Source organism: Streptomyces sp. NPDC001568 (genome assembly GCF_042893755.1).
Classification (GTDB): Bacteria; Actinomycetota; Actinomycetes; order Streptomycetales; family Streptomycetaceae; genus Streptomyces.
This window is the reverse complement of record NZ_JBIAVF010000038.1, coordinates 1-25,050: the sequence shown is the minus strand read 5'-3', so window position 1 is coordinate 25,050 and position 25,050 is coordinate 1. Positions and strand designations below refer to the sequence as shown.

The following is a 25,050-nucleotide window of genomic DNA, read 5'->3' as shown; positions in this document are numbered from 1 at the left end:
AATCCCGAACTGCCGCCGCGCCACGCCCGGGACATCGAATCGGCGTTCACGAGCGCAACAGGTCGCGGCGTCGACACCTGGCGCGGTGCTCCTGGTGTCCGGTTCGCTCGTCCGACTTCCACGCGATGAAGGAGGCGTGCCCTTTATCGCCGCGGACGTCTGATCAGGAGGACCGTGGAAGGCACATGACACCGGATCAACACGGGGGAGATGATCGGCCCCGCCGAACTCATGACCGCCGGCCGCCCGGCCGACGCCGCACCCGGCCCGGCCGCGTTCCGGCGTGACGCCATCGACGCCTGCACCACCGATCGCCCGGCCCGAACGATGCCGTCCGTTATGCGGATCGGCCCAACCCACCGTTCAGGCCGGGTGGTCAGCGGGCGAGGGAGACCGCGAACGGCTTGAAGCCGTGTCGGCGCAGGACGTGGGGAACCACGAGGATCATGGCCTCGGTGGCGCGGGCCGTGGTGATGCCGCCGAGGTCCTCGATCCACGCGGGCGGCCAGCCCAGGTCGCCGAGCAGGCCGTTGACGGTCTCCTTCGCGTTCCGGTCATCGCCCGAGAGGTAGGCCGTCGGCGGGGTGGCCAGGGTTTCGGGAGCGGTCATGACCATGAACAGCATGGTGTTGAGGGTCTTGACCACACGGGTGTCGGGGAGGGCCGCCTGGAGTCGCTCGGCGAGGCTGCTGCCGGGGTAGCACAGCTCGCCGGGCAGGCCGTCATCGGCGTCGAGGGTGGCGTTGGAGACGTCGACGAGGATCTTCCCGGCGAGCTCGGTCCTCAGGCCCGCCAGCCGGTCCAAGGAGGTGTGGCCGGGCGTCGCGTTGATCACGATGTCCGCGCTCCGGGCGGCGGTGCGCTGGTCGGCGATGGCGATCCGCGGGTCCGGGCCGGCGGCAAGGGCCGCGGCCCCTTCCGGGTTCCGCGTGCCGAGGGTGACGCGGTGCCCGGCCGCGGAGAGCGTGCCGGCGAGGTTGGCGCCGACGCGGCCGGCGCCCAGGATGCCGATGTGGGTCATGAAAGGGATGCTCCTTGCGGTACGAGGTGGGTGGGGCGGCGGAGGACGCCCGGTCAGGCGATCGGCGTCAGGACGTCGAGGGCGGCGGTGTGGATGCCGGGGGCGGCGGCCAGGAAGTCGCGGCTGCCCGTGTTCCAGGGCTCGCCCGCCAGGTCGGTGACGGTGCCTCCGGCCTCGGCGACCAGCAGCGCACCGGCGACGAGACCGGAGCGGACGTCGGAGAACTGCCAGAAGGCGTCGGTGCGTCCGGCCGCGACATGGATGAGCTGCATCGTGGCGGGAACGGACACGCGCACGACCAGGCCGTTGATGAGCATGGCGGTGACCGAGTCACCGATCCGTCGGAAGGTGCGCTCGTCCTCGCCCGGCCTGGCCTGGCCGGTGCCGACGAGGGAAGCGCCCAGGTCGGTCTTGGCGGACACCTTCAGCGGCCGACCGTCCAGGTGGGCGCCGCCGCCGGCGACGGCGGTGTAGGTCTCGTCGGTCAGCGGCAGGTGCACGACGGTGAGCACCGGCTGGTTGTCGCGGACCAGGGTGGCGGTCACGGCCCAGTCGTCCATGCCGTGGACGTGGTTGATGTTGCCCTCGGCGGGGTCGACGACCCACCATTCCCCCGACGGCAGGGCGCCGCCGGCCAACTCGTCCTCGGCCCAGCGCGATCCCGGCCGGGCCCGCAGCAGCGGCTCCTTCAGCACGTCCAGCACCGCGTCGTCATTTGCGTGGATCTCGGCGACGACCTCGTCCAGGCTCACACCCCGGGCGTGCGGGGTGTGACGGTCGCGCAGGGTGAGACCCGCGGTCCTCACCAGGGCGGTGACGTCGGACAGGAGCGTCGTGTCGGCGGCGAAAGGCATGGTGGTGCTCATGGCGGCTCCCTGAGTTCGTTGTGTGCGGGCGGCTCGTTCCCTGCCCGCACTTCGAAGGTAGGCCTCCCGATCATTAACAACAAGTGCATGCTATTCAGTCGTAGAGTTACTCGCATGCAACTGGATCTGAACCTGCTCACCGCCCTGGACGCACTGCTGGAAGAGGGCAGCGTCGCCGGCGCCGCAGCGCGCCTCCACGTCACCGCACCCGCGATGAGCCGCTCCCTGGGGCGCATCCGCAAGGCCACCGGCGACCAGATCCTGGTCCGCACCGGCCGCAGCATGGTTCCGACGACCCGCGCGCTGGCCATGCGGGCCCAGGTCCACGCCCTCGTACAGCAGGCCCACCACCTTCTGTCCGCGCAGCGGGAACTCGAACTGGAAGCTCTGGACCGGGTGTTCACCGTGCGCTGGCACGACGCCCTGACCGCTGCCTGCGGCAGCGCCCTGATCACCGCGGTCCACCGACAGGCCCCCGGCGTCCGGCTGCGCCTGTCGGCCGAACCCGGTGCGGACGATGCCGAACTGCGCCGCGGCGAGGTCGACCTCGAATCGAGCTCCAGCCCTTCGACGCTGCCCGACATCCGCCACCGCCTCGTCGGCGGCGACCGGCTGGTCGTCGCGGTCCGACCGGGCCACCCCCTCGCCGAGGGCCCGCTGAGCGTCGAGCGCTACGCGGCCGCCGAACACCTCACCGTGTCGAGGCGGGGGAGCCTGCGCGACCCGATCGACGACGCCCTGACCGCCCACGGCCTCGAACGCCGCGTCGTCGCCGCCGGTCCCACCGCCGCCTTCGCACTGGGACTCGCCCTCGACACCGACCTGGTCGTCACCCTCCCCGAAGCGGTCACCCGCGCCGCCCGGGAGCAACTCGGCCTCGTCGCACTGCCGCTCCCGCTCCCGCTGCCGGAGGTGCCCCTGTACCTGCTGTGGCACCAGCGCTACGACGACGACCGCGCCCATACCTGGTTGCGGGACCTGGCCACCGAAACCGTCCGGGCACTGTTCGCGCCACCGGCCGCCCCTCGGAAACCCCTCACCACCCCGACCGCGCGTTGACGAGTGGGCCGGGGTCGCGCCTGCGGCGGCCGACGCCCGTTCGTGGGGCCGGCGCGTAGCCGCCTCGTGAGGTCACGCCAGGGCGGTGACCAGCAGGGTGAAGGCGCCGATGATGACGGCGACGCGGACGTAGTGCCAGCGGTCCCAGCGGTTCGACTGCTCCTTCCAGTCCGCGGGCCGGTTCTCCGGGGTCCACGTCTTGCTCCGGTTGTTGATCGGGACGAGCAGCAGGAGCGACATGACCACGCTGAGGATCAGCAGCGCGCCGGCGGTGACGACCAGGCCGGCGCCGGGGCGGTCCCATCCGGCGATGGCCCAGATCGAGGCGAGGACGAGCGAGCCGATGTACCAGACCGGCATCAGGGCGCCGAGCATCCGGCCGCCGTGGGCGCGGCCGAGTTGGCCGCTGTCCTCGGGCAGGGCCTTGAGGATCGGGTTGATGACGAAGGCGACGGCGAACTCCACTCCCACCATCACGCCGACGACCACGGTGGTGATGACCTCAAGTGCGTTGAGCATGACGACCCCTCCTGGAATCTAGCGTTGCTAGCTGATGGGGCAACGCTAGCCCTACTGCCGCTCGGTTGTCTAGCGGTGCTAGGATCGAATCATGTCGGTACAGGAACGCAAGGCACGCGAACGGGCGGACCGCGAGCGCCTCATCGTGGCGACGGCCCGCGAACTCGCCGAGCGGCAGGGCTGGGACGCGGTCACCACCCGCCGGCTCGCCGAGCGCATCGAATACAGCCAGCCGGTTCTCTACAGCCATTTCCGCGGCAAACGGGAGATCATCGGCGCCGTCGCCCTGGAGGGCGCCGCCGAGTTGGCCGCGGCGGTGCGGGCCGCGGCCTCCGCCGCGGACGGCACGCGCGAGCGCGTTGCCGCCCTGGCCTACGCCTACCTCGACTTCGCCGCGCGCAACCCGGCGCTCTACGACGCCATCTTCCAGCTCGACGGCGGTCTGGCCTTCGCCCGGGAGGACACCCCGGAGCCGCTGAAGGACGCCTTCGCCGCTCTGCTGGAGACCCTCGAAGAGGTCGCCGGGGACGGTGTCCATCCGGGGCTGTTCACCGAGGTGTTCTGGGCGTCCCTGCACGGGCTGGCGACCCTGGCCAGAGCCGGACGGCTGCCGCCGGAGGACGCCGGGCGGAGGGTGGAGCTTCTCGTGGACCGGCTCGCCGTGCTCTGACCCGCCGCCCCTCGTGGTGGACCCCCGAAAATATTTGACCGATCGTTTCAATATCACTTAGAGTTCGAGCGTGGCCAGAACGAAGGAATTCGACCCCGAAGCCGCGTTGCAGGCAGCCCTGGAGCTGTTCTGGCGGCGCGGCTACGAGGCGACCTCGATGGCGGACCTCGTCGAGCACCTCGGCATCGGGCGCGCCAGCATCTACGCCACGTTCGGCAACAAGCACGACCTGTACCTCAAGGCGCTGGACCGGTACAACGAGAACCGTGACTCGAGCCTGCTGGGCGAACTGTCCCGGCCGGGTCCCGCGCTGCCCGCCGTGCGTGCGCTGGTGCGGCGCTTCGCCGCCGAGGCGAACGCCGATGACCGGCGATTGCAGGGGTGCTTCGTCACCAATACGGCCGCCGAGCTCGGCGCGCACGACGCGGCGGCGGCCCGCCGGGTCGAGGCGAGCTGGGACCACGTCGAAACCCTGCTGCACTCGGCGCTGGTACGGGCCCGCGCTCAGGGCGAACTGCCCGAGGGTCGCGATCCGCGCGGGCTCGCGCGGATGCTGCTCGTACTGATGCAGGGCCTGCGGGTGGTCGGCAAGGCGTCGAACGACCCGGGCCGGGTGCGGGACGCCGCCGAGCAGGCGCTGGGGCTGCTGGACTGACCGTCTCCCCCGCGAGGGGGTCTTCGACATGGCCGCATTATGGAACGTTCGGTCAAATATGAGGGGGAGGAATGACCGCCATGCAGGGCTGCACCAGCACGACCGAAGCCACAACGGGGCCAGTGCCCGGCCCCGCGCCCGGCCCCGCCTTCGCGCTGCTCGGCACCGTACAGATGTCACTGATCTTCACGCTCACCGCGCTCGTCGTACCGCTGCCCCGGCTCGGCCGCGAATACGCCCTCGACCGGGACGACTTGATCCTCCTCAGCGCCGCCTACGGGCTGACCTTCTCCGGGCTGCTGCTGTTCGGCGGCCGCGTCGCCGACCGATTCGGCGGGCGTCGCGCCCTGCGTGCCGGGCTGCTCGTGTTCGCCGCCGCGTCCCTCGCCGCGCTGCTCGCCCCGGGGCCGCAGACACTCCTCACCGCCCGCTTCGCGCAAGGGGCCGGCGCCGCGCTCACCGCACCCGCCGCCATGGCCGTACTGCGCGCGGTCTTCCCCCGATCCCCCGCATACGAAAGGGCGATGGCCACCTGGGGCGGCCTCTCGGTCATCGGCGCGACCGCGGGGAACCTGCTCTCCGGCGTCATCTCGGCCCTCGCGTCCTGGCGCCTGACCCTCGCCGTCCCGCTGGCCGTGGCCGCGTTCGCTCTCGTCCTCGCGCCGAGGCTGCTGCCCGCCACCCCGGCCGGCGCGGGCCGTTCCCTGGATCTGCCGGGTGCACTGCTCGCCACCGGCGGGATCACACTGGCCGGCTACGGCCTCGTCCTCACCGACGCCCACCCCTGGGGATCCGCGGCAGTCCTGATCCCCCTCCTCGCCGGGACCGCGCTCCTCATCCTGTTCCTGATCGCCGAGCGCCGCGCCCCGGACCCCCTGCTCCCCCTCGGCTTCCTCCGGGACCGCCGCCGGGCGCTCGCGCTCGCCACCATCGGCCTGACCGCCGCCGGGACGGCCATGACGTTCGTCCTCCTCTCGCTCCACCTCCAGCAGGACCGCGGCTGGTCGGCGATGCAGACCTCCGCCGCCTTCGTTCCGTTCGCGGTGGCACTGCTCGCCTCGGGCCGTGCGGCAGGCCCGCTCATCGCCCGGTACGGGGCGCCGACCCTCACCGCCTCCGGGCTGGCGCTCGCCGCGACCGGCCTCGCACTGCTCGCGCTCACCGGCCTGGCCCCGCAGGGCTCGTACGCGTACGGACTCCTCCCCGGCCTGCTCCTGCTGCCGGCGGGAGCGGCCGCCGGATTCGCGGGAGCCGCCGTCCTCGCGACCGACGGGGTGGAGCCGCAACAGACCGGGCTCGCGGGCGGCGTCATGAACACCGCGATGGAACTGGGCCCGACCGTCGTACTCGCCGCCCTCCTCACCCTCGGCTCCGACACCACCTCACTCGCCGCGGCGGCAGCCGCTCTCGCCGCCGCCGCCTTCCTCAGCACCCGCACCGCATAACCGCACACCAACCAACCGCGCACCAACCAGTCGCGCACCAACGAAGGAAGTCACACCATGAACGCACGCTTCACCGACAAGACCGTCCTCGTCACCGGCGCAGGCTCCGGCATCGGCCGGGCCATCGCGCTCGCCTTCGCCGCCGAAGGAGCCTCGGTGGTCGCCGCCGGGCGCACCGCCGAACCCCTCGACGAGACGGTCGCCCTGATCGAGAAGGCCGGCGGCACGGCAGCCGCGGTCACCGCCGACGTGACCCGCTCCGATGACGTCAAGGCCTTGGTGCGCCGCACCGTCGAACACTTCGGCAGCCTGGACGTCGCCGTCAACAACGCCGGCGTCTTCCGCGGCGGCGCACCCATCGCCGACCTCCCCGAGGAGGACTGGCGCACCCTCCTCGACACCAACGTCACCGGCGTACTCCTCAGCCTCCAGGCCGAAGTCGCCCGGATGCGCGACCAGCCCACCGGCGGCGTGATAGTCAACATCTCCTCCAACCTCGGTACGCACACCCGCATCCCGGGCGCCGCTGGCTACATCGCCACCAAGGCCGCCGTCACCGCCCTGACCCGGGCCGCCGCCCTGGACCACATCGCCGACGGCATCCGCATCAACGCGGTCAGCCCCGGCCCGGCCGCCACCACCATGTCGCTGCGACCGGGGGAGACCGACGCCGACCGCGCCACCCGGATCAAGGGCGAAGTCCCTCTCGGCCGCATCTCGTCCACCGCGGAGGTCGCCGCAGCAGTCCTCTACCTGGCCTCACCGGACGCCGCTTCCACCGTCGGCACCGACCTCGTCATCGACGGCGGCTCCTCCGCCTGACCGCCCCCACCGCCTCCCGCGCCGCCCTCACGCCGGCACGGGAGGCCCGGCGTCGGGCGGTCCGCTGACCCGGAACGGAATCCAAGGGCTGTCCCGTAAATGATCTCCGAGACGCCTCGGGCATGGCCGGCCGCCGTGCGACCTGCTCGCCTATCCGGCGGGCCATCCAGGACGGCTCGGACGCCGTGATCACACCAGCCACAGCAAGATCATTTCACTGTTCGGCTGCCGGCCGGGTCCTGACCACAGCATGGAAATCAGGCGACCGGGCCTGGCGCATCGTCCAGGATGACCCCATGAGTCAAGACCTTGCGACGTTCCTCCACGCACGGCTGGACGAGGAGGCCGACCTGGCCCGACGGTGCGACGGTGACGGCTGTGGGGAATGGACCGCTGACGGGCACACGGTCGACTTCTGCCAAGGAGAACTCTCCGGCTTCCATTCCAAGATTGCCCTGCACGTCGCGATGCACGACCCGGCTCGCGTCCTGCGGGAGGTTGAGGCCAAGCGGCGCGTGCTCGCCCGACATGTGCTCAGCCCTGCCACGGGCGACCCTGAACTACCGTGGGACAACCGCGATGACTGCCAGTACGACGGCGAGAGCTGGCCATGCGATGACCTGCTCGACCTCGCGTCACCTTACGCCGATCACCCTGACTACCCCCGACGCCTGTGAGGCGGAGATCGTCTACGGGACAGCCCTCAGCGAACCGCAACTGGGACCGTGGTTCACGAGATCGGACCAGGTGGCCAGCTCCTGTACCGCAGGCGCTCCTGGCACGACGAGGCGGGTGAGCCCGCGGCGGAGGATTTCGCCCGGTTCAGGATGCTCGCGCCCGAGGAGCTCGAACACTTGCCGGCAGGGGCGGGCTTCGAACTGCTCGACCTCCACGACCGGACGCTCCGGAAGGCGGTGGACTGCCCAGCGGGATCATGGTGGCGACCTGCCGGTTCACCGGGCCTCAGGTGCCTTGGGCAGGATCGCAGCGGAAGCCACCCGCCGTGGGCTTGCCGAACTCCTTGCCCGGGAGCAGGGACCATTCGGTCCGGGGCCGCATCCCCGGACGACGAAGCCGCTGTGGCACGCGCGAGCGACGCGCCGACGTACGCACCGATGCAGCCGCCACTACCGTCGCGTACAGAGCCCTGCTCGTCGAAGCCGCGGGGACGCCGGAGGCGCCTGACCCAGTGGAAAAATGTGAAGACCACCTACTGCACAAGGGAGGGAGCCGGTGTGTGAACGTCCGCAGCGGTCATCGTGGAGCGGGGGACAGAAGGAGGCTTGCTTCATTCTTTGGCCTGCGGCCAGAACTGCGCCAACGCGGCCTCTTTGTAGGGTGCCGGGCTGACGCTGAGGTCTCCGGCGAATGGCCGGTCGAGCGCGACCACCAGCAGCAGGCTGAAGCCGATCAGCCCGGCCACGGCCGCTACGAAGACCAGCTGCATCCGCAGGCTCCGCAGTCCGAAGAGGAAGGTGAGGGGGAGGATCACCAGCGCGCCTCCGTACACGAGTGTCTGTAGCAGCGGAGGCAGTGATGTCTCGGCCATGGTCACCCGCGCCCGCCGCTGCGCGGCGGCGTCGTTGAGGCGACCTGCGGCTTCCGCGTAGAAGACCTCGCTGCGGGTCCCGACGGGCTCGTAGGCCTGGAGCGCCGTGTACAGGCCGTGGGTCTGCTCGGCGGTGGCTTCGTAGCTGGGGCGCCCTTCGCGCATGAGGGGCCACTGGATTTCGACGACGGCGTGCACGTATTCCCCCACCGCCTGGTCCACACGGGCGCGTGCGGCCGGCGGGAAAGCCTCCGCGCTGCGGACGACCAGCGCCAGGTCGGTGGCCTCACCCGCGACGATGCTCTGGGTGTTCTCCCGTTGCGTCCACAGGGTGACGATGACGAATGCCAGGATGATCCCGTAGATCGCGCCGAACATCCCCAGGGCCACACCGACCATCTCGTTGTGCTCGCCGTCCGCGAGGCGCGGGAACCTGCGGCGCATGGCCAGGCTGCCGCCGATCGCGAGGGCGATGAAACCACCGACGAGGACGACACCCAGGGAGAAGGTACTGAGGCAGTTGAGCAGCCAGAGGATCATGCCCTGCCCAACGACCAACCCCGCCCGCAGGTCCCGCCCGGGACCCACCCCGCCAGCCCCCCGAACGCGTCCTCCGCGGCCGCGGATGCCCCCGCTCTCGCCCGCAGACGAAACGGACGCCGTGGGGTGGCGGGGCGCTGGTCGGTTCGGTCGGCGGGGCGCTTTCCCCTGACCCGGGCGGACGCCGGCCCAGCGGGGTCGCCATGCGGGCTGCGATCTCTCGGTTGCGTGACAACGGAGTGAGGGACAGTGAGGGGCTGTGCGTTTGCGTGGGTCAGTGTGGGTTTCCGGGTTGGGGCTCACTGTCACGGATGTGGGAGATGGGGGCGATTCCACCGTCACGGGGCGGTATCCGTCCAGGTGGGCGCGCTGACACGAAACCGAGAGATCGCCCCTGCTGCTCCGGTGAACGTGGGCGCGAGCGCCTGTTCGGGCGTGAGGCCGAAGCCGAGGCCGGTGCCGTGGACCGCCATGGCGAGGGCCTGGAATGCCGGGGGAGGGGTGATGGCGTTGGGGTTCTTGGTGGAGACGACCTCGATCGCCGTCCGGAGCGTGGGTGAGTACATGGTGGTGGACTCGTAGCCGGCGAAGCTGCCTTCGCCGCCGATGAATCCGCCGGACTCGACGAAGCCCAGTCCGTAGCGCCACTTGCCGGGCCCGTTGTAGTTCCCCGTGAAGACGAAGGGGATCGGGTTCTTGGTCGCTTCGGCCCAGACGGCAGGCTTGAGCAGTGCACCGGTCGCCAGGGCGCGGGACCAGATCCGCATGTCCGAGAGCGTGGAGACCATGGCTCCGTGGGCCCAGAGGCACGATGCCGGGATGGCTGTCGCGTCATCGGCGGCGGTGGGTGCCTGGGCGGGGCCCACGTCGCCCAGTCCGTAGCCGTGGGTGAAGGGCGGGGTGAGGCCGTTGCCCGATGTGGGGAGCAGGGTGCGGTGGAGTCCGAGGGGCCGGGCGATGCGCTGCTGTACCGCGGTGCTCAGGTCTTGGCCGCCGGCCAGTTCCACGACGCGGCCGAGCAGGTTGTAACCGTAGTTGCTGTACGACCACTTGGCGCCGGGAGCCGCGACAGGGGGGAATTCCGCCTCGGCCGCGAGGAGTTCCGCGACGGTGCAGCCGGTGGGGATCTTCCCCTGGACGGTGGGCGAGGTGAAACCGTCGGCGAGGCCGCTGGTGTGGTTGAGGAGCTGACGGATCGTGATCCGGTCCCCGTTGGGGACACCTGCCACCCACTGGGAGATGTGGTCCTCCAGGGCGACCTTCCCCTCGCCCACCAGCTGCAGGACGAGGTTGGCCGTGAACGTCTTGGTCTGGCTCGCGATCTTGAACTGCATGTCCGTACGGAGCGGCGCCCCCGTCGCGAGGTCGGCGACGCCAGTGGCACTGACGAAGGTCCCCTTCGGGCTCCAGATGCCGACCAGAACCCCCGGAGTGCGGTTCGTGTCCTTGAACCGGCGGACGATCTGCTCAACCTTCGCTTCGGTCTGCGCGTCCAGAGTGCCACTGTCGCTGCTGCCCGACACCGCGACGCCGGCGTGCGACGACTGGCAGGCCGACACTGCCAGGACTCCGAGCAGGACCAAGGCACCGAGCGAGCGTCCTCTGTACCGGCCCATGGGTCCACGGCTCCCGTGCTGATCTCTCCGGTCCCCGGCGAACGAGAATCCGGCCTTCTCGCCAGCGTCACGGGTGGGGCGGAGGTGCGCATCCAGGTCACGGCCATCAGAGTGGCGAACCTCACCTGGGTTGGTGACGGTCTGGTAGTGACGCGCTTTGAGATCTCCGCCGAAAGCACGACAACTGCCCTGGTACCTGTACTCCGCTGATCTGCGACCCCCGGAGAACGCCTTCGTGTTCCGACATGGTGAGGACCTGTCATCTGCGGCGAGGAGGGCACCGTGGCCGACCGCTGGATGCCGGCGCCCCGGGCCGGGGCCGCGACAGCGCCCGGCGCCCGGCGCCCGGCGCCCGGAGCTTCTGGCAACGAGCGCGGCCTCGACGCCGTACGGGTGCGGCTGGGCGCCGTCGGCCTTGCCCTGTGCGAGCGGGTGGGACAGGCAGCGCTGCTGCTGGGCGCCACCTGCCGCTGTGGCGGCGACCGTGCTGCGCCACAGCCGGCGGTTGGTCGATCTGGTGATGGACGGGAGTCTGGTTCCTGCCGGGCGCTCCGTGAACGGGTCGGCTTCATCCTTGGCCAGGGTGGTGTCCAGGGATGAAGCCGAAGACTCCGAGGCGTGTGCGTGCGTGGGTCCCGTCCGGCGGGACGGTGCCGCTCTACCGGGCCCCGGCGACGCCCAGCTTTGGCGAGCGAGACGAGCTGGGGTCGAGTCGAAGGGGTTCAAGGAGTCCATCGAGAACCGCGGCCGCGAGGCCGGCTCCTGGCGAGGCGAGGTCTGACCAGCGCATGGGGTGAACGGAGCGCTGATAGACGCCTTATCGTAGGTCAGAATCTGTCCTATATGGCCTCTAGCCTGCGGTCATGCAGAAATATGAGGACGGCGTCGAGATTCTTGTCCCCGCGAGCCCGGCCGAGTTGGAGGCATGGCTCGACGAGCATCACGGGGAGCGGACCGCGCTCTGGGTGAAGATCGCCAAGAAGCATACCGGCATCCCGTCGCTCACCTGGGAAGAGATGGTCGACACGGTGCTCTGCTTCGGCTGGATCGACGGTCTGCGGCACGGCTTCGATGACACGTACTTCCTGCAGCGCACGACACCCCGCCGCCCCCGATCGCCCTGGTCGCAGGTGAACGTCGACAAGGCCGAGGCCCTGATCGCCGAGGGACGGATGCGCCCCCGCGGCCTCGCCGAGGTCGAGGCGGCACGGGCGGACGGTCGCTGGGCGACGGCATACGCCTCGCAGAAGAACGCCACCGCACCGCCGGATCTCGTCGAGGCGCTCGACGCGAACCCGACGGCGCGGGCGTTCTACGAAACGCTCGGCAAGTCCCACCAGTTCGCCCTGTATCTCGCCCTGGTCACCGCCCGCACCGAGAAGACCCGGCTGGCCCGCCTGGAGCGGATGGTGGCGACGATGGCGAGGTCCGAGCGGCCATCATGATCAACCGCCCTGGGGGTCCAGCGGGCCCGACACCCGCCCAGAAGGGCCCTCGGCGGATAACGCACCCGCGCGGGCGGCCGGATTCATCGCAGAACCTCGCCGGGATCGCCGCGCCCGACGCAAAGTCGAATACGTGCGAGGCCTGGCAAAACTCAGTCGGCGGCGCTGATCACCGGCGGCGACTTCGACGGCGACAGCAACGACACGACCCCCAACCATGACCTGATGGTGATCTGGGCCAGCGGAAAGGTCAGCGTCTATACCGACGTCAGAGCGGGAGGAGTACAGAACGAATCAGTCGTGTCCACCGCCCAGGGCAACGGAACCTGGCCTCTTCGTCCGCTGGTCGGACGGTGAGGTCACCATGTACGGCAACACCCAAGCCAGTGCCATGGGACGCGAGTACGTCCTCGTGCCTCCGTCGCCCCTCCTGCGTGGCGTTGCCGGTCCAGGAGAGCGCCGAACTTGGCGATCACGTCGGCGCTCTCATCCAGTAGTTCGTCGCTGCCATGGTGGCTCGCCGCACGCTCCATGATCTCGCCGGCTAGGTGGCGTGCCTCCCTGTTCCCCGATGCGAGGCGCACCAGCAAGGGCAGGGCAGCGATGATGGCGGGCGACAGCAGGTCATGCTCGAGGATCAGCCGGTGTCCCAGCTCCGTCCACGCTTCCGAGTCGTACTCACGCTCCACCCGAGCGAGAAGCTCAGGGACGCGATCTACGTCAGAGTGACAGTCGTACATCCGTGCCCAGTTCACCACCCAGGCATTGAACCGTCCCGCGAGCTTCGAGTCGACTCTGGACCCCAACGCCTTCCCGAGAGACATCGTCAACTTGATGCCTGGCTTCGTGGGGCGCGCGCTCCCGGCCCTCCCAGACACCGACGTCGTCGCCCAGGGGAGTCGTACCGACATCGGGGGAATACCGCACGCTTCGAATAGCGCTCCCCGCCAGCTGGCGCCAGTTCGTGGACCGCGCAGAGGCGGGAGGCGTACGCGAACGACTTGGGTCAGGAGACGTCTCTGGTCGCGGTGACGGCTCGTTCGAACCGGCAGAAGTCGGATCAGGATCCGGCCGAGTGGTTGCCGTCGTCGTCGGAGGCACTGTGCCGGTACGCATCCGAGTGGACCGCGACGAAGCTCCGCTGGGGCCTGGCGGTCGACGAGTTGGAGGAGGACACACTGCTGCACATCGCGGCCGGCTGCGGCGGGAACACCGTCACCTACACCCCCGCCCCGTAGGTCTGGTCGAGGGCCGTTCTCCTGCCGGGTGGGAGGGCGGCCCTCCGTCATGTCCGGAGCCCGTGCTGTGCCGTGGCATGCGTGTGGCCCGTGTCCGAGGACACGGGCCACACGTACAAGTCTGTGATCTGCGTCACGACAGTGGGGTGATCCGCTGCGAACGGGACCCCGTGAAGCCGTCCGGGCTATGGAGCGACTCTCGGACAACCATGAACTAGTAGGGGCCGCGTGGACAGGGTCCTCGGACGGCTTCGGACGCTTCCGGACGGTCCCGGACGCTCCCGGACGGCCGCCATGTGGGGTTGGCCGCCGTGACCTGTGTGGTTGTCGCGGGCGGGTGCGAGCGGGGGCCGTTTCCATCCACGTGGATGGAATGCTGCTCGGACGCTCTCGGACAGCTGCGGACGGTCGTGCGTGCCCTGGGATCGGCGTGCCGGACAGGCGAACCGTGGAGGTGGGTACTCCGGTTGTTGGTGGGCAACTCGGGTGCGTCCTAGGTCGGTTGATGGCAGTGGTGTGGGTGTTCCATGCTTGGACGGCACCCGCCGCCGTCGGTGGTGTGCAGGGGACTGCGAATCCCCTTGTGTCATCCGTCCGGGCTCACACTTCATCAGGAGCGGCTTCATGCTGTGGATTTACATGCCGGGGCGCGGCTGGGTTCTCCAGTCGCCCACGCCGGTCTTCAAGGGGTGCGTGATCACCCCCACCGTCCCCCGTCCCTTCGGCCTCACGGCCACGCCCCACCTGCTGGGCGTCCTCGTCGTGCTCCTGCCCCTGGGCTGGATGTGGGTGGACGGTCACCACCTGGAGGTGCTCGGCGCCGTCGCCGCGGCGCTCCTCGTGGACATCCTGCGCGAGCCGGTCCTCGCGTTCCTCAAGACCCTGCGCCGGAATCCGGGGCTGCGTCTGCGCGGCGGTGACGCCTGATGGCGGTAGCCGAGGAGGACGGCTCCGTCTTCGGTGACATGCTCCGCGCGGAACTCGACCGCCTGGGCATTCCTTCAGCGCTGTTCGCGGAGCGGGCGGGGATCAGCATGCGGAGGCTCCGCGAGATCGAGTCGGGACAGGTGCGTCCTTCGTCTGCCTATCGGCGACAGCTCCTCAACGCGTTGGATCGGCTGAGGGAAGACCACCGGGCTTCCGACTTCGGGGCTGCCCTGAAGCAGGAGCGGCAGGATAAGGGTCTGTCGAGGGGGGCACTTGCCCGACGTCTCGGGATGCGCGTGAGCCTCATCATGGACATCGAGGAGGGGACGTTTCGCCCGCCCGACCATGTGAAGGGCCAGTTGCTCGCAGCCATTCGAGACAACCGACACCCGGACCTGCCGGCACGTGTGCAGCCGCACCAGGAGAACAACCCGACCGGTAGACGCTTGCCGCAGGGCGCGGACCGCGACCGCTACGCGATCGGGAATGCCCTGGTCCCGAGCGGCCGTAACGGGCGCGGGTACGCGGGCGGTCGTGCGGGTGGCCCGATGCTGTCGCAGGCGGGGAAGCCGGATCCGTTGTTGATCTCGACGCCGGTGGACTTCGTGGAGATGCTCGGTGCGGTGCACGTGTGGGCGGGTGCGCCGTCGATGCGCAGCTTGGAGATCAACAGCGAGGGGTTGTTGAAGCGGTCCACGATCAGCGACGCGTTGAACGTGGAGCGGGTCCGCAAGCTCGGCAAGATCCCCTCGCTGGAGTGGTGCCAGACCTTTCTCCAGGTGTGCGGGATCCGGGGCACGGAGGACTGGGTGTATGCCTGGCGGCGCCTGAAGGCGCTGGAGCGCCCGCAGGCGGGGAAGTGGTTGAAGGGCTGACCTGACGCCGGCCCGGCCACCGGAGGGTGAAGTACTTCTTCATCCTCGGCGGCCGGGCCTGGCGGCTTGTGCGTTCGGAGTGCGTTTCGCGGAGGAGTGGCGGGTGACGTGCGATCTCTTTCGCGGGCGGTGGTGGCCGTCATGGCGGGGGCGAGCTGGCCGACGGTTGCGGTCTGGCCGCGCCGACATCCGGACTTCCCGCCGCCGGCGGCGGGGTCGTCGCCGATGTCGCCGGTTTTCGATCGTGGCGCGGTGGCTGCTCGCGCGTGGCAGGTGCCCCTGGACGGCGCCGGGGGGGGGGGGCTTGGTGCGGACGGCAGTTCTCGCGGTACGGGAGCCGGGACCGTGCCAGCCGGGACCGGCGCGCTGCCGCCGTTCTCGCCCTCGCCGCTCCGGTCCTGGCCGTCTCCGGCGCCGCCCATGCCGCCCCGGTTCCCGGGCCCGACACTTCCATTGGCCTGCCGGTCGCTGGAGACATCCTCAAGAGTGGTGGACTGCCGTTGATCAGCGGTGGCAACAGTCCCCTGGGCCTGGTCTCGAACGCTGCGCCCCTACTTGGTGGGCTGCCTTTCTCCGGCTGACCTCTGCTCCTCACCCTTTCCTGCACCGAGTGCGGAGCTGGCTTCCCCGTACGTGCTGCTCCGGTGATGGAGTGGCATCCCGGCGGCGGCTTGCGCTGCATCGACTTGGCGGCCGGGCGGGGGAGCGGGGCCGCGGTGGCCTCGGGCACACTGCCCGCATGACCGATGACGAGGCGGCCGATGTGCTGCGCGAGACGATCGAGACCTTCCTGAACCGGGCGAAGGCCGCCCGACCGACGGCGTGACCGGTGCCCGGGTTCGGGTGGTGATGCGCCATCACCACCCGCGTCGCCCTCGTCGGGTGGGAGGCTGCGGGCATGGATGCTGCGTGGGTGGGACGCCGGGTGTACGGGTCGGAGCCGGGTGATCCGGTCGGACCGGAGGAGGGGCACGCGTACGGCGAGCTGCTCGGCGGTCCCTTGGACGGCCTGTTGCTGGATGTGACCGGCTGGACGCCGCGTCAGGTCGAGGGCGGGGCGCTGCTGATGTCGGATCACGGGGTGTACGGCCCGGGGGGTCGCTCCGACTACGAGCCGGCCGGACCGGACGCCGGCGGGGACGGCGGCCGGTACGTGTGGCGGGGCGATTCCCCCTGACCCTGCGGGCGTCGGAGCGTGGGCGGGGCCGGCCGGCTAGGGCCTGTCTGATAATTGATCTTGTGGCAGGTTGAGGTGACTTGACGGACGCGGCGTGGGAGCGGATAGAGCCCTTGTTGCCGCAGGTGGACGGGCGTGGTCGGCCGTGGCGGGATCACCGGCAGGTGGTCAATGGTGTGCTGTGGCGTTTGCGGACCGGGGCGCCGTGGCGTGACCTGCCGGAGCGGTATGGGCCGTGGCAGACCGTCTACGAGCGGTTCGCCCGCTGGGAGGCGGACGGCACATGGGCCAGGCTGCTGGAGCACGTGCGGGTCCGTGATGACGCGGTGGGCCGGGTGGAGTGGACCGTCGCCTTCGACTCGACGGTCAACCGTGCCCACCAGCACGCCGCCGTCGCACGCAAAAGGGGGACGCGGGCGGGGACGAACTGGAAGATCCGGGCCGCTCGCAGACGTGCCAAGCCCTCGGCCGGTCCCGAGGCGGGCTGACCACCAAGGTCCACCTCGCCGTCGACGGCCGTGGCCTGCCCCTGTCCATCGTGCTCACGCCCGGCAACATCAACGACGCCACCGCATTCGGTCAGGTCCTCGACGGGATCCGCGTTCCGCGAGCCGACACCGGCCGCGCGCGCACGACACCGACCCGGGTCCTGGGCGACAAGGCCTACTCCAGCCGGGCAATCCGGGACCTGCTGCGGCGCCGGGGAATCGTCGCCACGATCCCCGAACGCCGCGACCAAGTCGCCAACCGCCGGCGCCGAGGGCGTCTCGGCGGTCGCCCGCCAGTCTTCGACAAGGAGGTCTACCGTGACCGCAACGTGGTCGAACGCTGCTTCGCACGCCTCAAGCAGTTCCGCGCGATCGCGACCAGGTTCGACAAGCTCGCCGACCGCTACCACGCCGGAATCGCCCTGGCGACGCTGATCCTCTGGCTCCGCGAACCAACCAGATGATCATTTGTCGGACACTGCCTAGGGCTTGTCTGGCAAGTGATCAAGAGCTTTGTCGATGCGCAGAAGAGTGCCCTTGTGCCGGATCCACCTGCGCAGGGTCTCCAACTCGCACCGCGCTGCCGGGTCTGCGGTGAGGGCCAGTGCCACGACGCCCGCTTCCGCCACATGAGGGGCTCGGGGATCCTCACCGGAGCGCTGGTCCAGAGAGGTCTCGACGAGTCCGGCGAGGGCGTCGACGATGTCCGGCCCGGCGGGCACGAGAGCGAGGGTCCAGGCGAGCCCGCGCAGTACATGGGAGTTGTGGGCGTCGAAGCGGGTGTTCACGTCGAACGGAAGATGCTGATGGCCCACCAGAGGGGCCGTGCGGTCGAGGCCGGCCAACTCGAACCATCGCGGTACTGCCTCCCGTACTGCCTCCGGGCCGATCTCCTCGATCAGGGCCAGGGAATCCCGTCGCCATCTCGCAGACGGCGCGCTCGCGGTCGCCGGAGCGGCGTGGGACAGTAGCCGAACCCACGGCTCACCACCCACGCCGGCGTCCTTGAGCGCCTGGTCGGCCCAGACCTCCCCGGAGTTGAGTGGCGGACCGGGCCAGCGCCCCATGACCTCGCGCAGGCCGACCTGGGCCGCGTTCACCGACGCCTGGGTGCGCCGGAATCCGGGCAGCGTCGCCGCCGCCATGGTACGACGGAAGGCGGCCAGGACCGCCGAGCCGGGTATGCGCCCGGCCGCGAGCTCCGCGTCGGCCAGCTCCCAGATCCGGTGATGCGACCAGACCACGTACTGGTCGCCCAATGCGGCGAGCTGTGACGCACGCTCGGCGGCCAGAATCTCACCGTCCAGGCCGCGGGCCACTCCGGAAGCAACCATGAGTAGTTCCGTGCGGAGGTAGTCGACGTCCCGCCTGAACTCCTCAGCCGTCCAGTCGTTCTCCACGCGCGCGTGCCACTCGGCCCACAACGCAGCCAGCTCCAGACGGTCGCAGTCGGGCAGTGCCCGCAACAGGTCCATGTTCTCGACGCCGACCCCCGTCATCGAGCCGTTCGCGCAGGCGGCCCGCATCACCGCACGTGACAGCTCGCGCAGCTCACCACGCCCGGCGAGTGCTTTGTACGTTGCCGCCTGTTCGACCAGCACCTGAGTGTTCTGCAGCCATCCGCTCATGATCCGGAATATAGAAGAGCGCACTGACACCGACGCCGAAGCCTCGTAAGCAGCGGCCCGGTTCGTCCCGTGACACCTCCACGCCCGTCCGCGTTCGGTCAGCCACCTGCCCAGGCCGTCTATGCGTGGTCCGACCGGTGGGAGGCGGGCGGGACGTGGGCGGACTGCAGGTGATCATTTGTCAGACAGATCCTAGGATTTGGGGCAGCCCGTACCGATATGGCGTGTGCGGGTGAGGCCCGGTGCCCGGCGTGTCCGGGGGCAGTACCACCGGGCCGCCACTTTCCAATGCTTGTTCAGGCGGCTTTCTGGGATGGATGGGCAGCATTTGTCACGACAGGGGTCGTGGCGGTGCTCCGTCTTAGTCGGCGGCATTGCCGAGATTCATTTACCGCCGAACGCAATGTTGCAGTGCTGTACGATTCGCGGAGGCGCCTGTTTCTTATTCGTGTTTCAGTATGTAGTGACATTGCCTTCTGCATGTGTGAGGCCTGCCGCGCTTGTTGCGGGGCAGGCCTCGTTGGAGCTGCCGTCCCGGGCCTCTTATCCAGGCCCGGGCCGGTGTCAGCCCAGTTTCACCAGTGCGGCCGCGAGGGTCGCGCAGGCGGTGAGCAGCTTGACGCCGGGGGTGAGGATGCGTGCGATGCGCAGTGCGCGGCGCAGGCGTCGACGGTCCCCGGTGGGTTGCTTGCTCATGGGGTTCCTTTCATTGTGAGGCGCACACGGTTGTGCGTCCTCCCGTGGGGTGCCCTGGACGTCGCAGGTCACCTCACGGAAAGACGCGTGTGTGCCTCTCGTGAAAAGAAACTCCATCCCCGAACTTATCTCTTTCGATATCGCGTTGCGCGCGATTCTCTGAAGATCCCTTCGGAATAACACATTCCGTTTGTGTGGGTTTATCGGCTGTCGCCTCGGGCTCTGACCTACCGGGTACGACCGACCGGTGTTGCTGCGTCAGCCGGTGTGCTGCTGGTCTTCCGTGGAATCGAGTTGGTGTCGTGCGGCGGTGATGCGGCGGCGTGCGGTGCGGGTGCTGATCCCGTCGCGTGCGGCCAGCTCGGCGGCGGTGGGCACCGTGTTGGTGGCGAGTTGGTCGGTGAGGGCTTGGACGGCGGAGGTCGAGGCGGCGGCGCGTTGGTCGCCGGCGTCGCGGCGGGTGGTGATTTCGTGGCGGGGCCACCAGCGGCGGCCGTACAGCTCGATGCCGGGGGAGAGGTGGCCGGTGGTGGCGTAGGCGCGCACGGTGGTGTCGCTGATCCCGAGGACGGCGCCGGCTTCTCGGTCGGTGAGGAGGTCGGTGGGGTGGTCGCCGGGGTCGGGCAGGGGTGGCAGGGGGCGGCCGGCGAGGTGGGCGAGGGTTTGTTCGCGGTCGTAGAGGCGGAGTCGGTCCCCGGGGCAGAGCAGGGGCACGCGGGCGCGGAAGGCGGCGGCCTGGTTGCGGCGCCAGGTTTTCAGGGAGGTGCCGGCGAGTGCGGCGAGGTCGTCCTCGGTGAGGGCGGGTCGGCCGTGGGGGATCACGGGGGCGGCGCTCCTGTCTGGGGTGTGCGGGGTCTCTAGAATGCCGGTGTCGTGCCCTTGGTGGTGCTGACGGGTTGGGGCCGGTGGGGACTGACCACACTTCGGTGTGGGCCGCCGGCCCCGTCGTCGTGTCGGGGTGTGCTCGACCCCGGTCCGGGGCCGGTCCGGGCGACGGCCGGCGTCGGGGAGCTCCACCGGACGGGCCGGCTTGACGGTGGTGGGGTCGGATTCCGGAGCCGCGGCGTGGACGTCCGCGCCGGCCGCGGTGACCTCTTCACCGGGCACGGTCGACAGTTCGGCGCGGTGCGCCTGGTTCTGGTGCTCGACGTCGGCGCGCACGGCTTGGTGCGGCTGCTCGACGTCGGCGTGGTCCTGGTCCTGGTGGTGCTTGATGTCCGGTTCGACGGGGGCCGGGGTGGTGGCGGGGTGTCGGTTGGGGTCGTTGACGAGGGGGATGTGGGTGGGTGCGTTCTCGTCGCGGATCGGGGCGCGCTTGGTGTCCTGGTCGAGGATGGTCCACGGGCCGGTGGTCCGGTAGCCCTGCTGGCGGGCCCACCCGGTGGTGGTGGTGACGCTTGCTTCGCGGATGCCGGTGGGGCGGGTGGCGGTGCCTCGGTCGATGGACGGGGACTTGCCGGGGTAGAGGGTCGTGGTGGTGCCGCAGGCGCATTCCATGTGGTGGGAGAGTGCTCCGGTCGGGGACGCGGTGAGGATCAGCCACACGGGCGTGTGGGGGCACTGGTCGGGGGTGGATGCCGGCGCCGGCTCGACGGGTGACGGCTGGTGGGCGGCGGGTTCGGCCTCTTCGGCGGCGCGGTGGGCGGCGCGTTCGGCGAGGGCTTGGCGGCGGGTGGTGTCCTCGTGTCCGTCGAGCAGCGGGCGCAGGTGGCGGGTTTCCTGCTCGGCGGGTTCGGGGTGGGCGTGGTTCCAGGCGCGGCGGGCGTCGTGTCCGTCCTGGGTGGGGGTGACGGGGCCGCGCTCGTCGTGGTCGTGGTCGAGGAAGCCGGCTTCGATGAGGGAGTGGACGCGGGCGCGGGCGACGGCGCGTCCTCGGCGGACGTTGGGGTCGTGGGGGTCCATGCGGTAGTAGCCGGCCTGGTCGTGGTGGAGGTGGCCGCGTGCGGCCCACCACATGACGTCGGCCTGTGCGGCGCTCCATCCGAGGGCGGCGGCCTGCCGGTGCCAACGTTCGGAGTTGAGGACTTCCTCGCGGCGGCGGGCGTGGCGGTCGGCGTGCTGCTGGGCGGCGGCCCATGCGTCGGGGCGGGCCCAGTGGCCCCTACGTGTGTCCACGGTGGTGGCGGCCCCTCCGCCGCCGCAGGGCAGGCACAGGACCGCGTATGCGTCCTCGCGGAGGTTCAGGGCGGTGATGGAGACCGAGTTCGGGAGTCCGGGGGTGGGCTGCATGGTGTGCTCCTGCTGGGGGAGTTGGCGTCCGGGGTGGGGGCCGCCCGCCGGGGTGGCGGGCGGCCCCGGCGGGTCAGTGCTGGGGGCAGTGCCGGCAGGTGACGGCGCGTCCACTGCGGAGCAGGACCCGCAGCTCACGCGCGGCCCGGTCGGTCATGCAGGTGGGCACGGTGCCCTCGGGCGTGGTGCGGGAGGCGTGGACGGTGCCGGTGGCCGTCATCAGCGTGACGGGCCCCGGTCCGACGTTCAGCCACGCGGACACCAGGCGCTTCACCGCGTCGGCCTGGTGGTGGTGGAAGCCCTTCGGGCCGAAGGCCAGGCTCCAGGCGTGGTGGCTGCCTCGGGAGGGGATGGCGCCGCCCTCGTCGGTGATGGTGCCGATCGTCTTGCCGCTCAGAGAGACGCGGGAGACGGCCGGGAGGGCGCCTGCGCGGGTCAGCGGAGCGAGGGTGATCAGTTCTGCGGGGTTCGTGACGGTCATGGTCGGGCCTTTCGTTCGGGGTGACGGGTTGTCGGGGAGGCGGGGACTGGCCGCCCCTTCCGATGTGGACGACATTACAGCGATAGATGGACAGAGTTCGAGTCGGCGACGCCCAAGTCACCTGAAAGGAGCAGCGGGACGCAGATCGCAGGTGCCGGGACCGGCCTATGGGGAACGTTCTGTCCGGCCCGGCGGGGCTGTGTGGGTGACGCGCGTTTTGGCCGTACTGGGTGGTTTTTGGCCGTTATAGCTGTTCCGCCGTTTTCGGTCTTTTGTGGCGGTTACACGCTGGTTCGGGATCGGGTGCAGCGGCCGTCCAGTGCCGTTGTGGCTGCCGATCTTTGAACAGGCAGGCTTCATTCCACGGGTCGCGTTCCAGGTGGACGCGGCCGAGAAAGGCACGACGATGCGCACTCGAATCCTTGCCCTCACCGCCGCCGCGCTGGTGTCGGTTCCGGTCCTGACCGCTACCGCTACGGCCGCCCCGCGGGACCTGGAAGCGCCCTACGCCCGTGCCGCCGCCCGGGTGGGCGGGGACGGGACGCTGCTGGCGACGAAGAACGTGTCCTCGGCGGCGCGGTTCAACGGGCAGCCGGTGGGCTACTACTGTGTCGCGGTGTCCGACCCGACCGTCAACCTGCGTGACGCGGCGGTGCTCGCCACGGTCAACAACAACCGGGCCATGATCACGGCGATTCCGAACACCAACTGCAACGGCCAGACCCGCACGATCACGATCGTGACGACCGACCACGCCAACGCCCTGGTGGACGTCCCGTTCACCGTCGCGGTTCTCTGACGAATCCGCGCGGAAGCACCCGGCCGGTACGCCGGCTCACCGGCCGGGCGCGACGTGGGCGTTGACCGGACCGCGTGACAGGTCCGGTCCGAAGCGGGGTAGACGGATACAGCGGCCCCGGGCGTTGGCCCGGGGCCGTTCCGCATGCGCTACGCCACACGCGAGAGGTGCTGTACGGCTGGCTGCGGCGCGAACGGGGCCGCCCCGGCCGGGGGAGTCTGGCCGTCGCCCGGAGGAGGGTTCAGGGGCCGGGGTGGAGGGTGTGCTCCAGGGCGGTGCGGATGATCTCGCCGGTGGTGGTGATGTGGGCGGCGCTCCGGGCGCGTTCGGCGAGGGCCTCCGCTGGGGCGGTGGAGTGTCCGGCGGCGGGGCCGGGCCCCCACCGGTCGGTCCAGGTCTGCAAGGCCTGTAGGTGGGGCTGGTTGGTCCAGTGGACGCCGCGGGTCAGGGGTACCCAGAGTTCGTCGGGCAGGGCGACGACCAGGCGCGCGGTGAGTCCTGCGCCGGTGTGGGGTCCGCGTCCGCCGAGGGTCTGACCGGACGTCGGGGCGCCGGCCGGAATCGGGTCCCAGTCCCGCAGGAGACCACGTGCGTCCAGCTCGACCCGGAGGGCGGGCGCGAGGGCCAGCGCGCGCGTGGGGCGGTGCCGGCCGGTGTCCCGGTGCTTCTGGCGGGCGGCCCGGATTCGGGCCTGAGCGTCCCGCCGTGCCGACCCGCGCAGCAACGGTAGATCGGTACGGGCGGATTGGTCCCGCATCCACTGTTCCTCGGCGTCCCGATGCGACGTCACGAGTGCGTCGAGCTGCTCCAGGTGGTGGGGGGAGACGGCCAGGACCATGGTGTGCGCCATGTGGCCATCATCCCCGATCTATCCATGCTGGACGCATGTTTCGGCAGGTCAGAGGCCCTGTAAGAGGTTTCCGTCGAGCCGGGCTGTCTATCTATATAGATAGACGTAGGTACAACGAGGGGCAGCCCGGTTCTCCGGTTTGCTACACAGCACCTCAGTTTGATGCATCGATGAGGTGGCCGACCCGGGTGTACGTGGCTGGGGTGTGGGAGCTGTGAGGGGTTCGCCTGTGTGGGTGATGCTTTTCCGGCCGGATGTATGGGGTTTTGGCCGTTTTGGTTGGTTCACCGTTTTGGTGAACCCGTGGTGGTCAGACGGTTCTTCAAGATCGGGCCGCCGGTAGATGGTTGTCGGCCTGGTAGGTCAGTGAGCAGTCGTGTGAGAGGAGCGGTTCGTGTCGAGCAACGGTTTTCCTTCGGGTGAGTTCCTCATCGTGAATGAGAAGTCGGGCTTGTGTCTGGCGGCGTATCCCGGCGGTGATTCTTCGGTGGGGACGGATCACTACCGGGATGGGGGGTCCATCGAGTACACGCGTACGGACCCGCCGTCGGTGGTGTTGGAGGAGGTGCGGCCTTCGGGGAAGAACGAGTTTCAGGGCTGGTATTTCGACACGTCGGTGAACTCGCACGGCTGGCAGGCGAACTTGCTGACGCATCGGAAGCACTTCGCGCCGTATGGAAAGTTCTCTCTCTTCGGTACCTACGAGAACCAGTACGGGCGTGTGGCCGGGGGCCTCACATTGCAGGGACTCGGCACGAGCACTCACCAGACCTGGAAGGCGGAGGATGGGTTCCTGTCCACCCACGTCACGGACGGGCCCCTGTACCTGAGTGTCTTGGACTACAAGGACGATGGGGTCCCTCCGAAGGCGAAGATGATGGAGCGGGCCCATACCGAGGAGGGTCGGAAGCAGAGGACGGCGCAGCTCGAAAGGCTGGGCGAACTGAGCAAAAAGATCGATGAGGCCGCGAAGGCAGGAAAGGGCGACGACCCGCAGGTGCGTGAGTGGGTGGAGGAGCTCCAGAAGGTCCAAAGCGAGAGGAAAGCCACTTACCGGGTCCGTGAGGAATGGCAGAAGTGGAAGTTCGTGAAGTTCTCCTGACCGAGAATCAGGGGCGCTGATCGCAAAGACCCGCACGCCCCCACCAGCCTCGGCGCATGCTGCCGGCGCCCGCGAAGCGGGCTGCCCTGGAGGCGGAGCCGGAAGGGCTGTGTGGGGGAGGGGCGGGCCCACCGCAACGGACCATAGACCCCGGACCCCGTGAAACGGGGTCACCCCGGCCCGCGGAGCGGGCCGTTCGGGACCGAACGCAGAGAGACCCCCGAACCCGTCCGGAGCGAAGCGCAGGACCCCGACCCGAAGGGTCGACCCAGGGCCGGCGAAGCCGGCCCTGCTGAGCGCAGCGAAGCAGCTCCCTTCCCAGACGCGCAGCGTCTGGGGTCCCGCTCCGCGGG

At 70.0% G+C, this 25,050-nt stretch carries 23 protein-coding genes and 1 pseudogene; 14 read left to right on the top strand and 10 right to left on the bottom strand.

Annotation, left to right across the window (positions count from 1 at the left end):
* Positions 1 to 376 precede the first annotated feature (376 nt).
* Positions 377 to 1,021: an NADPH-dependent F420 reductase gene (locus tag ACFY0I_RS39390; RefSeq protein WP_388904606.1), complete on the bottom strand. Its 645-nt coding sequence runs from the start codon at positions 1,019 to 1,021 to the stop codon at positions 377 to 379.
* A gap of 53 nt (positions 1,022 to 1,074) precedes the next feature.
* Positions 1,075 to 1,887, bottom strand: coding sequence for an inositol monophosphatase family protein (locus ACFY0I_RS39385; RefSeq protein ID WP_388904605.1), 813 nt, complete (start codon positions 1,885 to 1,887; stop codon positions 1,075 to 1,077).
* A gap of 114 nt (positions 1,888 to 2,001) precedes the next feature.
* Here ACFY0I_RS39385 and ACFY0I_RS39380 point away from each other — a divergent pair, with 114 nt between their 5' ends.
* A complete protein-coding gene (locus ACFY0I_RS39380; protein ID WP_388904603.1) occupies positions 2,002 to 2,946 on the top strand; it encodes a LysR family transcriptional regulator in 945 nt (314 codons plus the stop codon).
* Between the two features lie 72 nt (positions 2,947 to 3,018).
* Here the strand turns inward: ACFY0I_RS39380 and ACFY0I_RS39375 are convergent, their stop codons facing one another.
* Positions 3,019 to 3,465 (bottom strand): anthrone oxygenase family protein, encoded by a 447-nt coding sequence (locus ACFY0I_RS39375; RefSeq protein WP_388904601.1) that lies wholly within the window; start codon positions 3,463 to 3,465, stop codon positions 3,019 to 3,021.
* 91 nt (positions 3,466 to 3,556) lie between these two features.
* On the opposite strand from ACFY0I_RS39375, the gene ACFY0I_RS39370 reads away from it, so the two are divergent.
* From ACFY0I_RS39370 to ACFY0I_RS39350, 5 genes are all read left to right on the top strand, one after another.
* The gene (locus tag ACFY0I_RS39370) at positions 3,557 to 4,135 is read left to right on the top strand and encodes a TetR/AcrR family transcriptional regulator (RefSeq protein ID WP_388904599.1); all 579 of its coding nucleotides are present in this window, start codon (positions 3,557 to 3,559) and stop codon (positions 4,133 to 4,135) included.
* Between the two features lie 70 nt (positions 4,136 to 4,205).
* Positions 4,206 to 4,790, top strand: a complete 585-nt coding sequence (locus ACFY0I_RS39365) for a TetR/AcrR family transcriptional regulator (protein WP_388904597.1) — start codon at positions 4,206 to 4,208, stop codon at positions 4,788 to 4,790.
* Between the two features lie 80 nt (positions 4,791 to 4,870).
* Positions 4,871 to 6,235, top strand: coding sequence for an MFS transporter (locus tag ACFY0I_RS39360; protein WP_388904618.1), 1,365 nt, complete (start codon positions 4,871 to 4,873; stop codon positions 6,233 to 6,235).
* A gap of 57 nt (positions 6,236 to 6,292) precedes the next feature.
* The gene (locus ACFY0I_RS39355; protein WP_388904596.1) at positions 6,293 to 7,057 is read left to right on the top strand and encodes an SDR family NAD(P)-dependent oxidoreductase; all 765 of its coding nucleotides are present in this window, start codon (positions 6,293 to 6,295) and stop codon (positions 7,055 to 7,057) included.
* A gap of 296 nt (positions 7,058 to 7,353) precedes the next feature.
* Positions 7,354 to 7,734: a DUF6221 family protein gene (locus ACFY0I_RS39350; RefSeq protein ID WP_388904594.1), complete on the top strand. Its 381-nt coding sequence runs from the start codon at positions 7,354 to 7,356 to the stop codon at positions 7,732 to 7,734.
* Between the two features lie 611 nt (positions 7,735 to 8,345).
* On the opposite strand, the gene ACFY0I_RS39345 is transcribed toward ACFY0I_RS39350, so the two are convergent.
* Together ACFY0I_RS39345 and ACFY0I_RS39340 are read right to left on the bottom strand one after the other, a co-directional pair.
* Positions 8,346 to 9,146 carry a DUF4239 domain-containing protein gene (locus tag ACFY0I_RS39345; protein ID WP_388904593.1) on the bottom strand — a complete coding sequence of 267 codons (801 nt, stop codon included), beginning with the start codon at positions 9,144 to 9,146 and terminating at the stop codon, positions 8,346 to 8,348.
* 338 nt (positions 9,147 to 9,484) lie between these two features.
* The gene (locus tag ACFY0I_RS39340) at positions 9,485 to 10,762 is read right to left on the bottom strand and encodes a serine hydrolase domain-containing protein (RefSeq protein WP_388904592.1); all 1,278 of its coding nucleotides are present in this window, start codon (positions 10,760 to 10,762) and stop codon (positions 9,485 to 9,487) included.
* A gap of 863 nt (positions 10,763 to 11,625) precedes the next feature.
* On the opposite strand from ACFY0I_RS39340, the gene ACFY0I_RS39335 reads away from it, so the two are divergent.
* From ACFY0I_RS39335 to ACFY0I_RS39310, 6 genes and pseudogenes are all read left to right on the top strand, one after another.
* Positions 11,626 to 12,207, top strand: coding sequence for a YdeI family protein (locus ACFY0I_RS39335; RefSeq protein WP_388904590.1), 582 nt, complete (start codon positions 11,626 to 11,628; stop codon positions 12,205 to 12,207).
* A gap of 950 nt (positions 12,208 to 13,157) precedes the next feature.
* A pseudogene (locus ACFY0I_RS39330) lies at positions 13,158 to 13,445 on the top strand (HNH endonuclease); the annotation flags it as partial.
* Positions 13,446 to 14,069: 624 nt separating this feature from the next.
* Positions 14,070 to 14,372, top strand: coding sequence for a hypothetical protein (locus tag ACFY0I_RS39325; RefSeq protein ID WP_388904589.1), 303 nt, complete (start codon positions 14,070 to 14,072; stop codon positions 14,370 to 14,372).
* Positions 14,372 to 15,247: a helix-turn-helix domain-containing protein gene (locus ACFY0I_RS39320; protein ID WP_388904588.1), complete on the top strand. Its 876-nt coding sequence runs from the start codon at positions 14,372 to 14,374 to the stop codon at positions 15,245 to 15,247. Before ACFY0I_RS39325 ends, ACFY0I_RS39320 begins: the two co-directional genes overlap by 1 nt.
* A gap of 898 nt (positions 15,248 to 16,145) precedes the next feature.
* Entirely contained in the window at positions 16,146 to 16,424 is a 279-nt protein-coding gene (locus ACFY0I_RS39315) for a hypothetical protein (RefSeq protein WP_388904587.1), read from the top strand.
* 80 nt (positions 16,425 to 16,504) lie between these two features.
* A protein-coding gene (locus ACFY0I_RS39310; protein ID WP_388904585.1) for an IS5 family transposase occupies positions 16,505 to 17,376 on the top strand; the annotation gives its coding sequence in 2 pieces (ribosomal slippage) (positions 16,505 to 16,835 and positions 16,835 to 17,376; 873 coding nt in all).
* Between the two features lie 18 nt (positions 17,377 to 17,394).
* On the opposite strand, the gene ACFY0I_RS39305 is transcribed toward ACFY0I_RS39310, so the two are convergent.
* From ACFY0I_RS39305 to ACFY0I_RS39290, 4 genes are all read right to left on the bottom strand, one after another.
* Complete coding sequence (locus tag ACFY0I_RS39305) at positions 17,395 to 18,540, bottom strand: hypothetical protein (RefSeq protein ID WP_388904584.1); 1,146 nt, start codon at positions 18,538 to 18,540, stop codon at positions 17,395 to 17,397.
* Between the two features lie 564 nt (positions 18,541 to 19,104).
* On the bottom strand, positions 19,105 to 19,236 hold the full coding sequence (locus ACFY0I_RS39300; protein ID WP_388904583.1) for a hypothetical protein: 132 nt from the start codon (positions 19,234 to 19,236) through the stop codon (positions 19,105 to 19,107).
* Between the two features lie 258 nt (positions 19,237 to 19,494).
* Positions 19,495 to 21,465, bottom strand: coding sequence for a hypothetical protein (locus tag ACFY0I_RS39295; protein ID WP_388904582.1), 1,971 nt, complete (start codon positions 21,463 to 21,465; stop codon positions 19,495 to 19,497).
* Between the two features lie 73 nt (positions 21,466 to 21,538).
* Positions 21,539 to 21,946 (bottom strand): hypothetical protein, encoded by a 408-nt coding sequence (locus ACFY0I_RS39290; protein WP_388904581.1) that lies wholly within the window; start codon positions 21,944 to 21,946, stop codon positions 21,539 to 21,541.
* A 319-nt stretch (positions 21,947 to 22,265) separates the two neighbouring features.
* Between ACFY0I_RS39290 and ACFY0I_RS39285 the strand changes: the two genes are divergently transcribed.
* Positions 22,266 to 22,745 carry a hypothetical protein gene (locus tag ACFY0I_RS39285; RefSeq protein WP_388904580.1) on the top strand — a complete coding sequence of 160 codons (480 nt, stop codon included), beginning with the start codon at positions 22,266 to 22,268 and terminating at the stop codon, positions 22,743 to 22,745.
* 241 nt (positions 22,746 to 22,986) lie between these two features.
* On the opposite strand, the gene ACFY0I_RS39280 is transcribed toward ACFY0I_RS39285, so the two are convergent.
* Entirely contained in the window at positions 22,987 to 23,595 is a 609-nt protein-coding gene (locus tag ACFY0I_RS39280; RefSeq protein ID WP_388904579.1) for a hypothetical protein, read from the bottom strand.
* 394 nt (positions 23,596 to 23,989) lie between these two features.
* On the opposite strand from ACFY0I_RS39280, the gene ACFY0I_RS39275 reads away from it, so the two are divergent.
* Positions 23,990 to 24,697 carry a hypothetical protein gene (locus ACFY0I_RS39275; protein WP_388904578.1) on the top strand — a complete coding sequence of 236 codons (708 nt, stop codon included), beginning with the start codon at positions 23,990 to 23,992 and terminating at the stop codon, positions 24,695 to 24,697.
* Positions 24,698 to 25,050: the final 353 nt, after the last annotated feature.

Excerpts from the sequence above, each read along its gene's own strand:
- ACFY0I_RS39390 (WP_388904606.1), bottom strand. The coding sequence starts at position 1,021 with ATGACCCACATCGGCATCCTGGGCGCCGGCCGCGTCGGCGCCAACCTC.
- ACFY0I_RS39385 (WP_388904605.1), bottom strand. The coding sequence starts at position 1,887 with ATGAGCACCACCATGCCTTTCGCCGCCGACACGACGCTCCTGTCCGAC.
- ACFY0I_RS39380 (WP_388904603.1), top strand. The coding sequence starts at position 2,002 with ATGCAACTGGATCTGAACCTGCTCACCGCCCTGGACGCACTGCTGGAA.
- ACFY0I_RS39375 (WP_388904601.1), bottom strand. The coding sequence starts at position 3,465 with ATGCTCAACGCACTTGAGGTCATCACCACCGTGGTCGTCGGCGTGATG.
- ACFY0I_RS39370 (WP_388904599.1), top strand. The coding sequence starts at position 3,557 with ATGTCGGTACAGGAACGCAAGGCACGCGAACGGGCGGACCGCGAGCGC.
- ACFY0I_RS39360 (WP_388904618.1), top strand. The coding sequence starts at position 4,871 with ATGCAGGGCTGCACCAGCACGACCGAAGCCACAACGGGGCCAGTGCCC.
- ACFY0I_RS39355 (WP_388904596.1), top strand. The coding sequence starts at position 6,293 with ATGAACGCACGCTTCACCGACAAGACCGTCCTCGTCACCGGCGCAGGC.
- ACFY0I_RS39350 (WP_388904594.1), top strand. The coding sequence starts at position 7,354 with ATGAGTCAAGACCTTGCGACGTTCCTCCACGCACGGCTGGACGAGGAG.
- ACFY0I_RS39345 (WP_388904593.1), bottom strand. The coding sequence starts at position 9,146 with ATGATCCTCTGGCTGCTCAACTGCCTCAGTACCTTCTCCCTGGGTGTC.
- ACFY0I_RS39340 (WP_388904592.1), bottom strand. The coding sequence starts at position 10,762 with ATGGGCCGGTACAGAGGACGCTCGCTCGGTGCCTTGGTCCTGCTCGGA.
- ACFY0I_RS39335 (WP_388904590.1), top strand. The coding sequence starts at position 11,626 with ATGCAGAAATATGAGGACGGCGTCGAGATTCTTGTCCCCGCGAGCCCG.
- ACFY0I_RS39325 (WP_388904589.1), top strand. The coding sequence starts at position 14,070 with ATGCTGTGGATTTACATGCCGGGGCGCGGCTGGGTTCTCCAGTCGCCC.
- ACFY0I_RS39320 (WP_388904588.1), top strand. The coding sequence starts at position 14,372 with ATGGCGGTAGCCGAGGAGGACGGCTCCGTCTTCGGTGACATGCTCCGC.
- ACFY0I_RS39315 (WP_388904587.1), top strand. The coding sequence starts at position 16,146 with ATGGATGCTGCGTGGGTGGGACGCCGGGTGTACGGGTCGGAGCCGGGT.
- ACFY0I_RS39305 (WP_388904584.1), bottom strand. The coding sequence starts at position 18,540 with ATGAGCGGATGGCTGCAGAACACTCAGGTGCTGGTCGAACAGGCGGCA.
- ACFY0I_RS39300 (WP_388904583.1), bottom strand. The coding sequence starts at position 19,236 with ATGAGCAAGCAACCCACCGGGGACCGTCGACGCCTGCGCCGCGCACTG.
- ACFY0I_RS39295 (WP_388904582.1), bottom strand. The coding sequence starts at position 21,465 with ATGCAGCCCACCCCCGGACTCCCGAACTCGGTCTCCATCACCGCCCTG.
- ACFY0I_RS39290 (WP_388904581.1), bottom strand. The coding sequence starts at position 21,946 with ATGACCGTCACGAACCCCGCAGAACTGATCACCCTCGCTCCGCTGACC.
- ACFY0I_RS39280 (WP_388904579.1), bottom strand. The coding sequence starts at position 23,595 with ATGGCGCACACCATGGTCCTGGCCGTCTCCCCCCACCACCTGGAGCAG.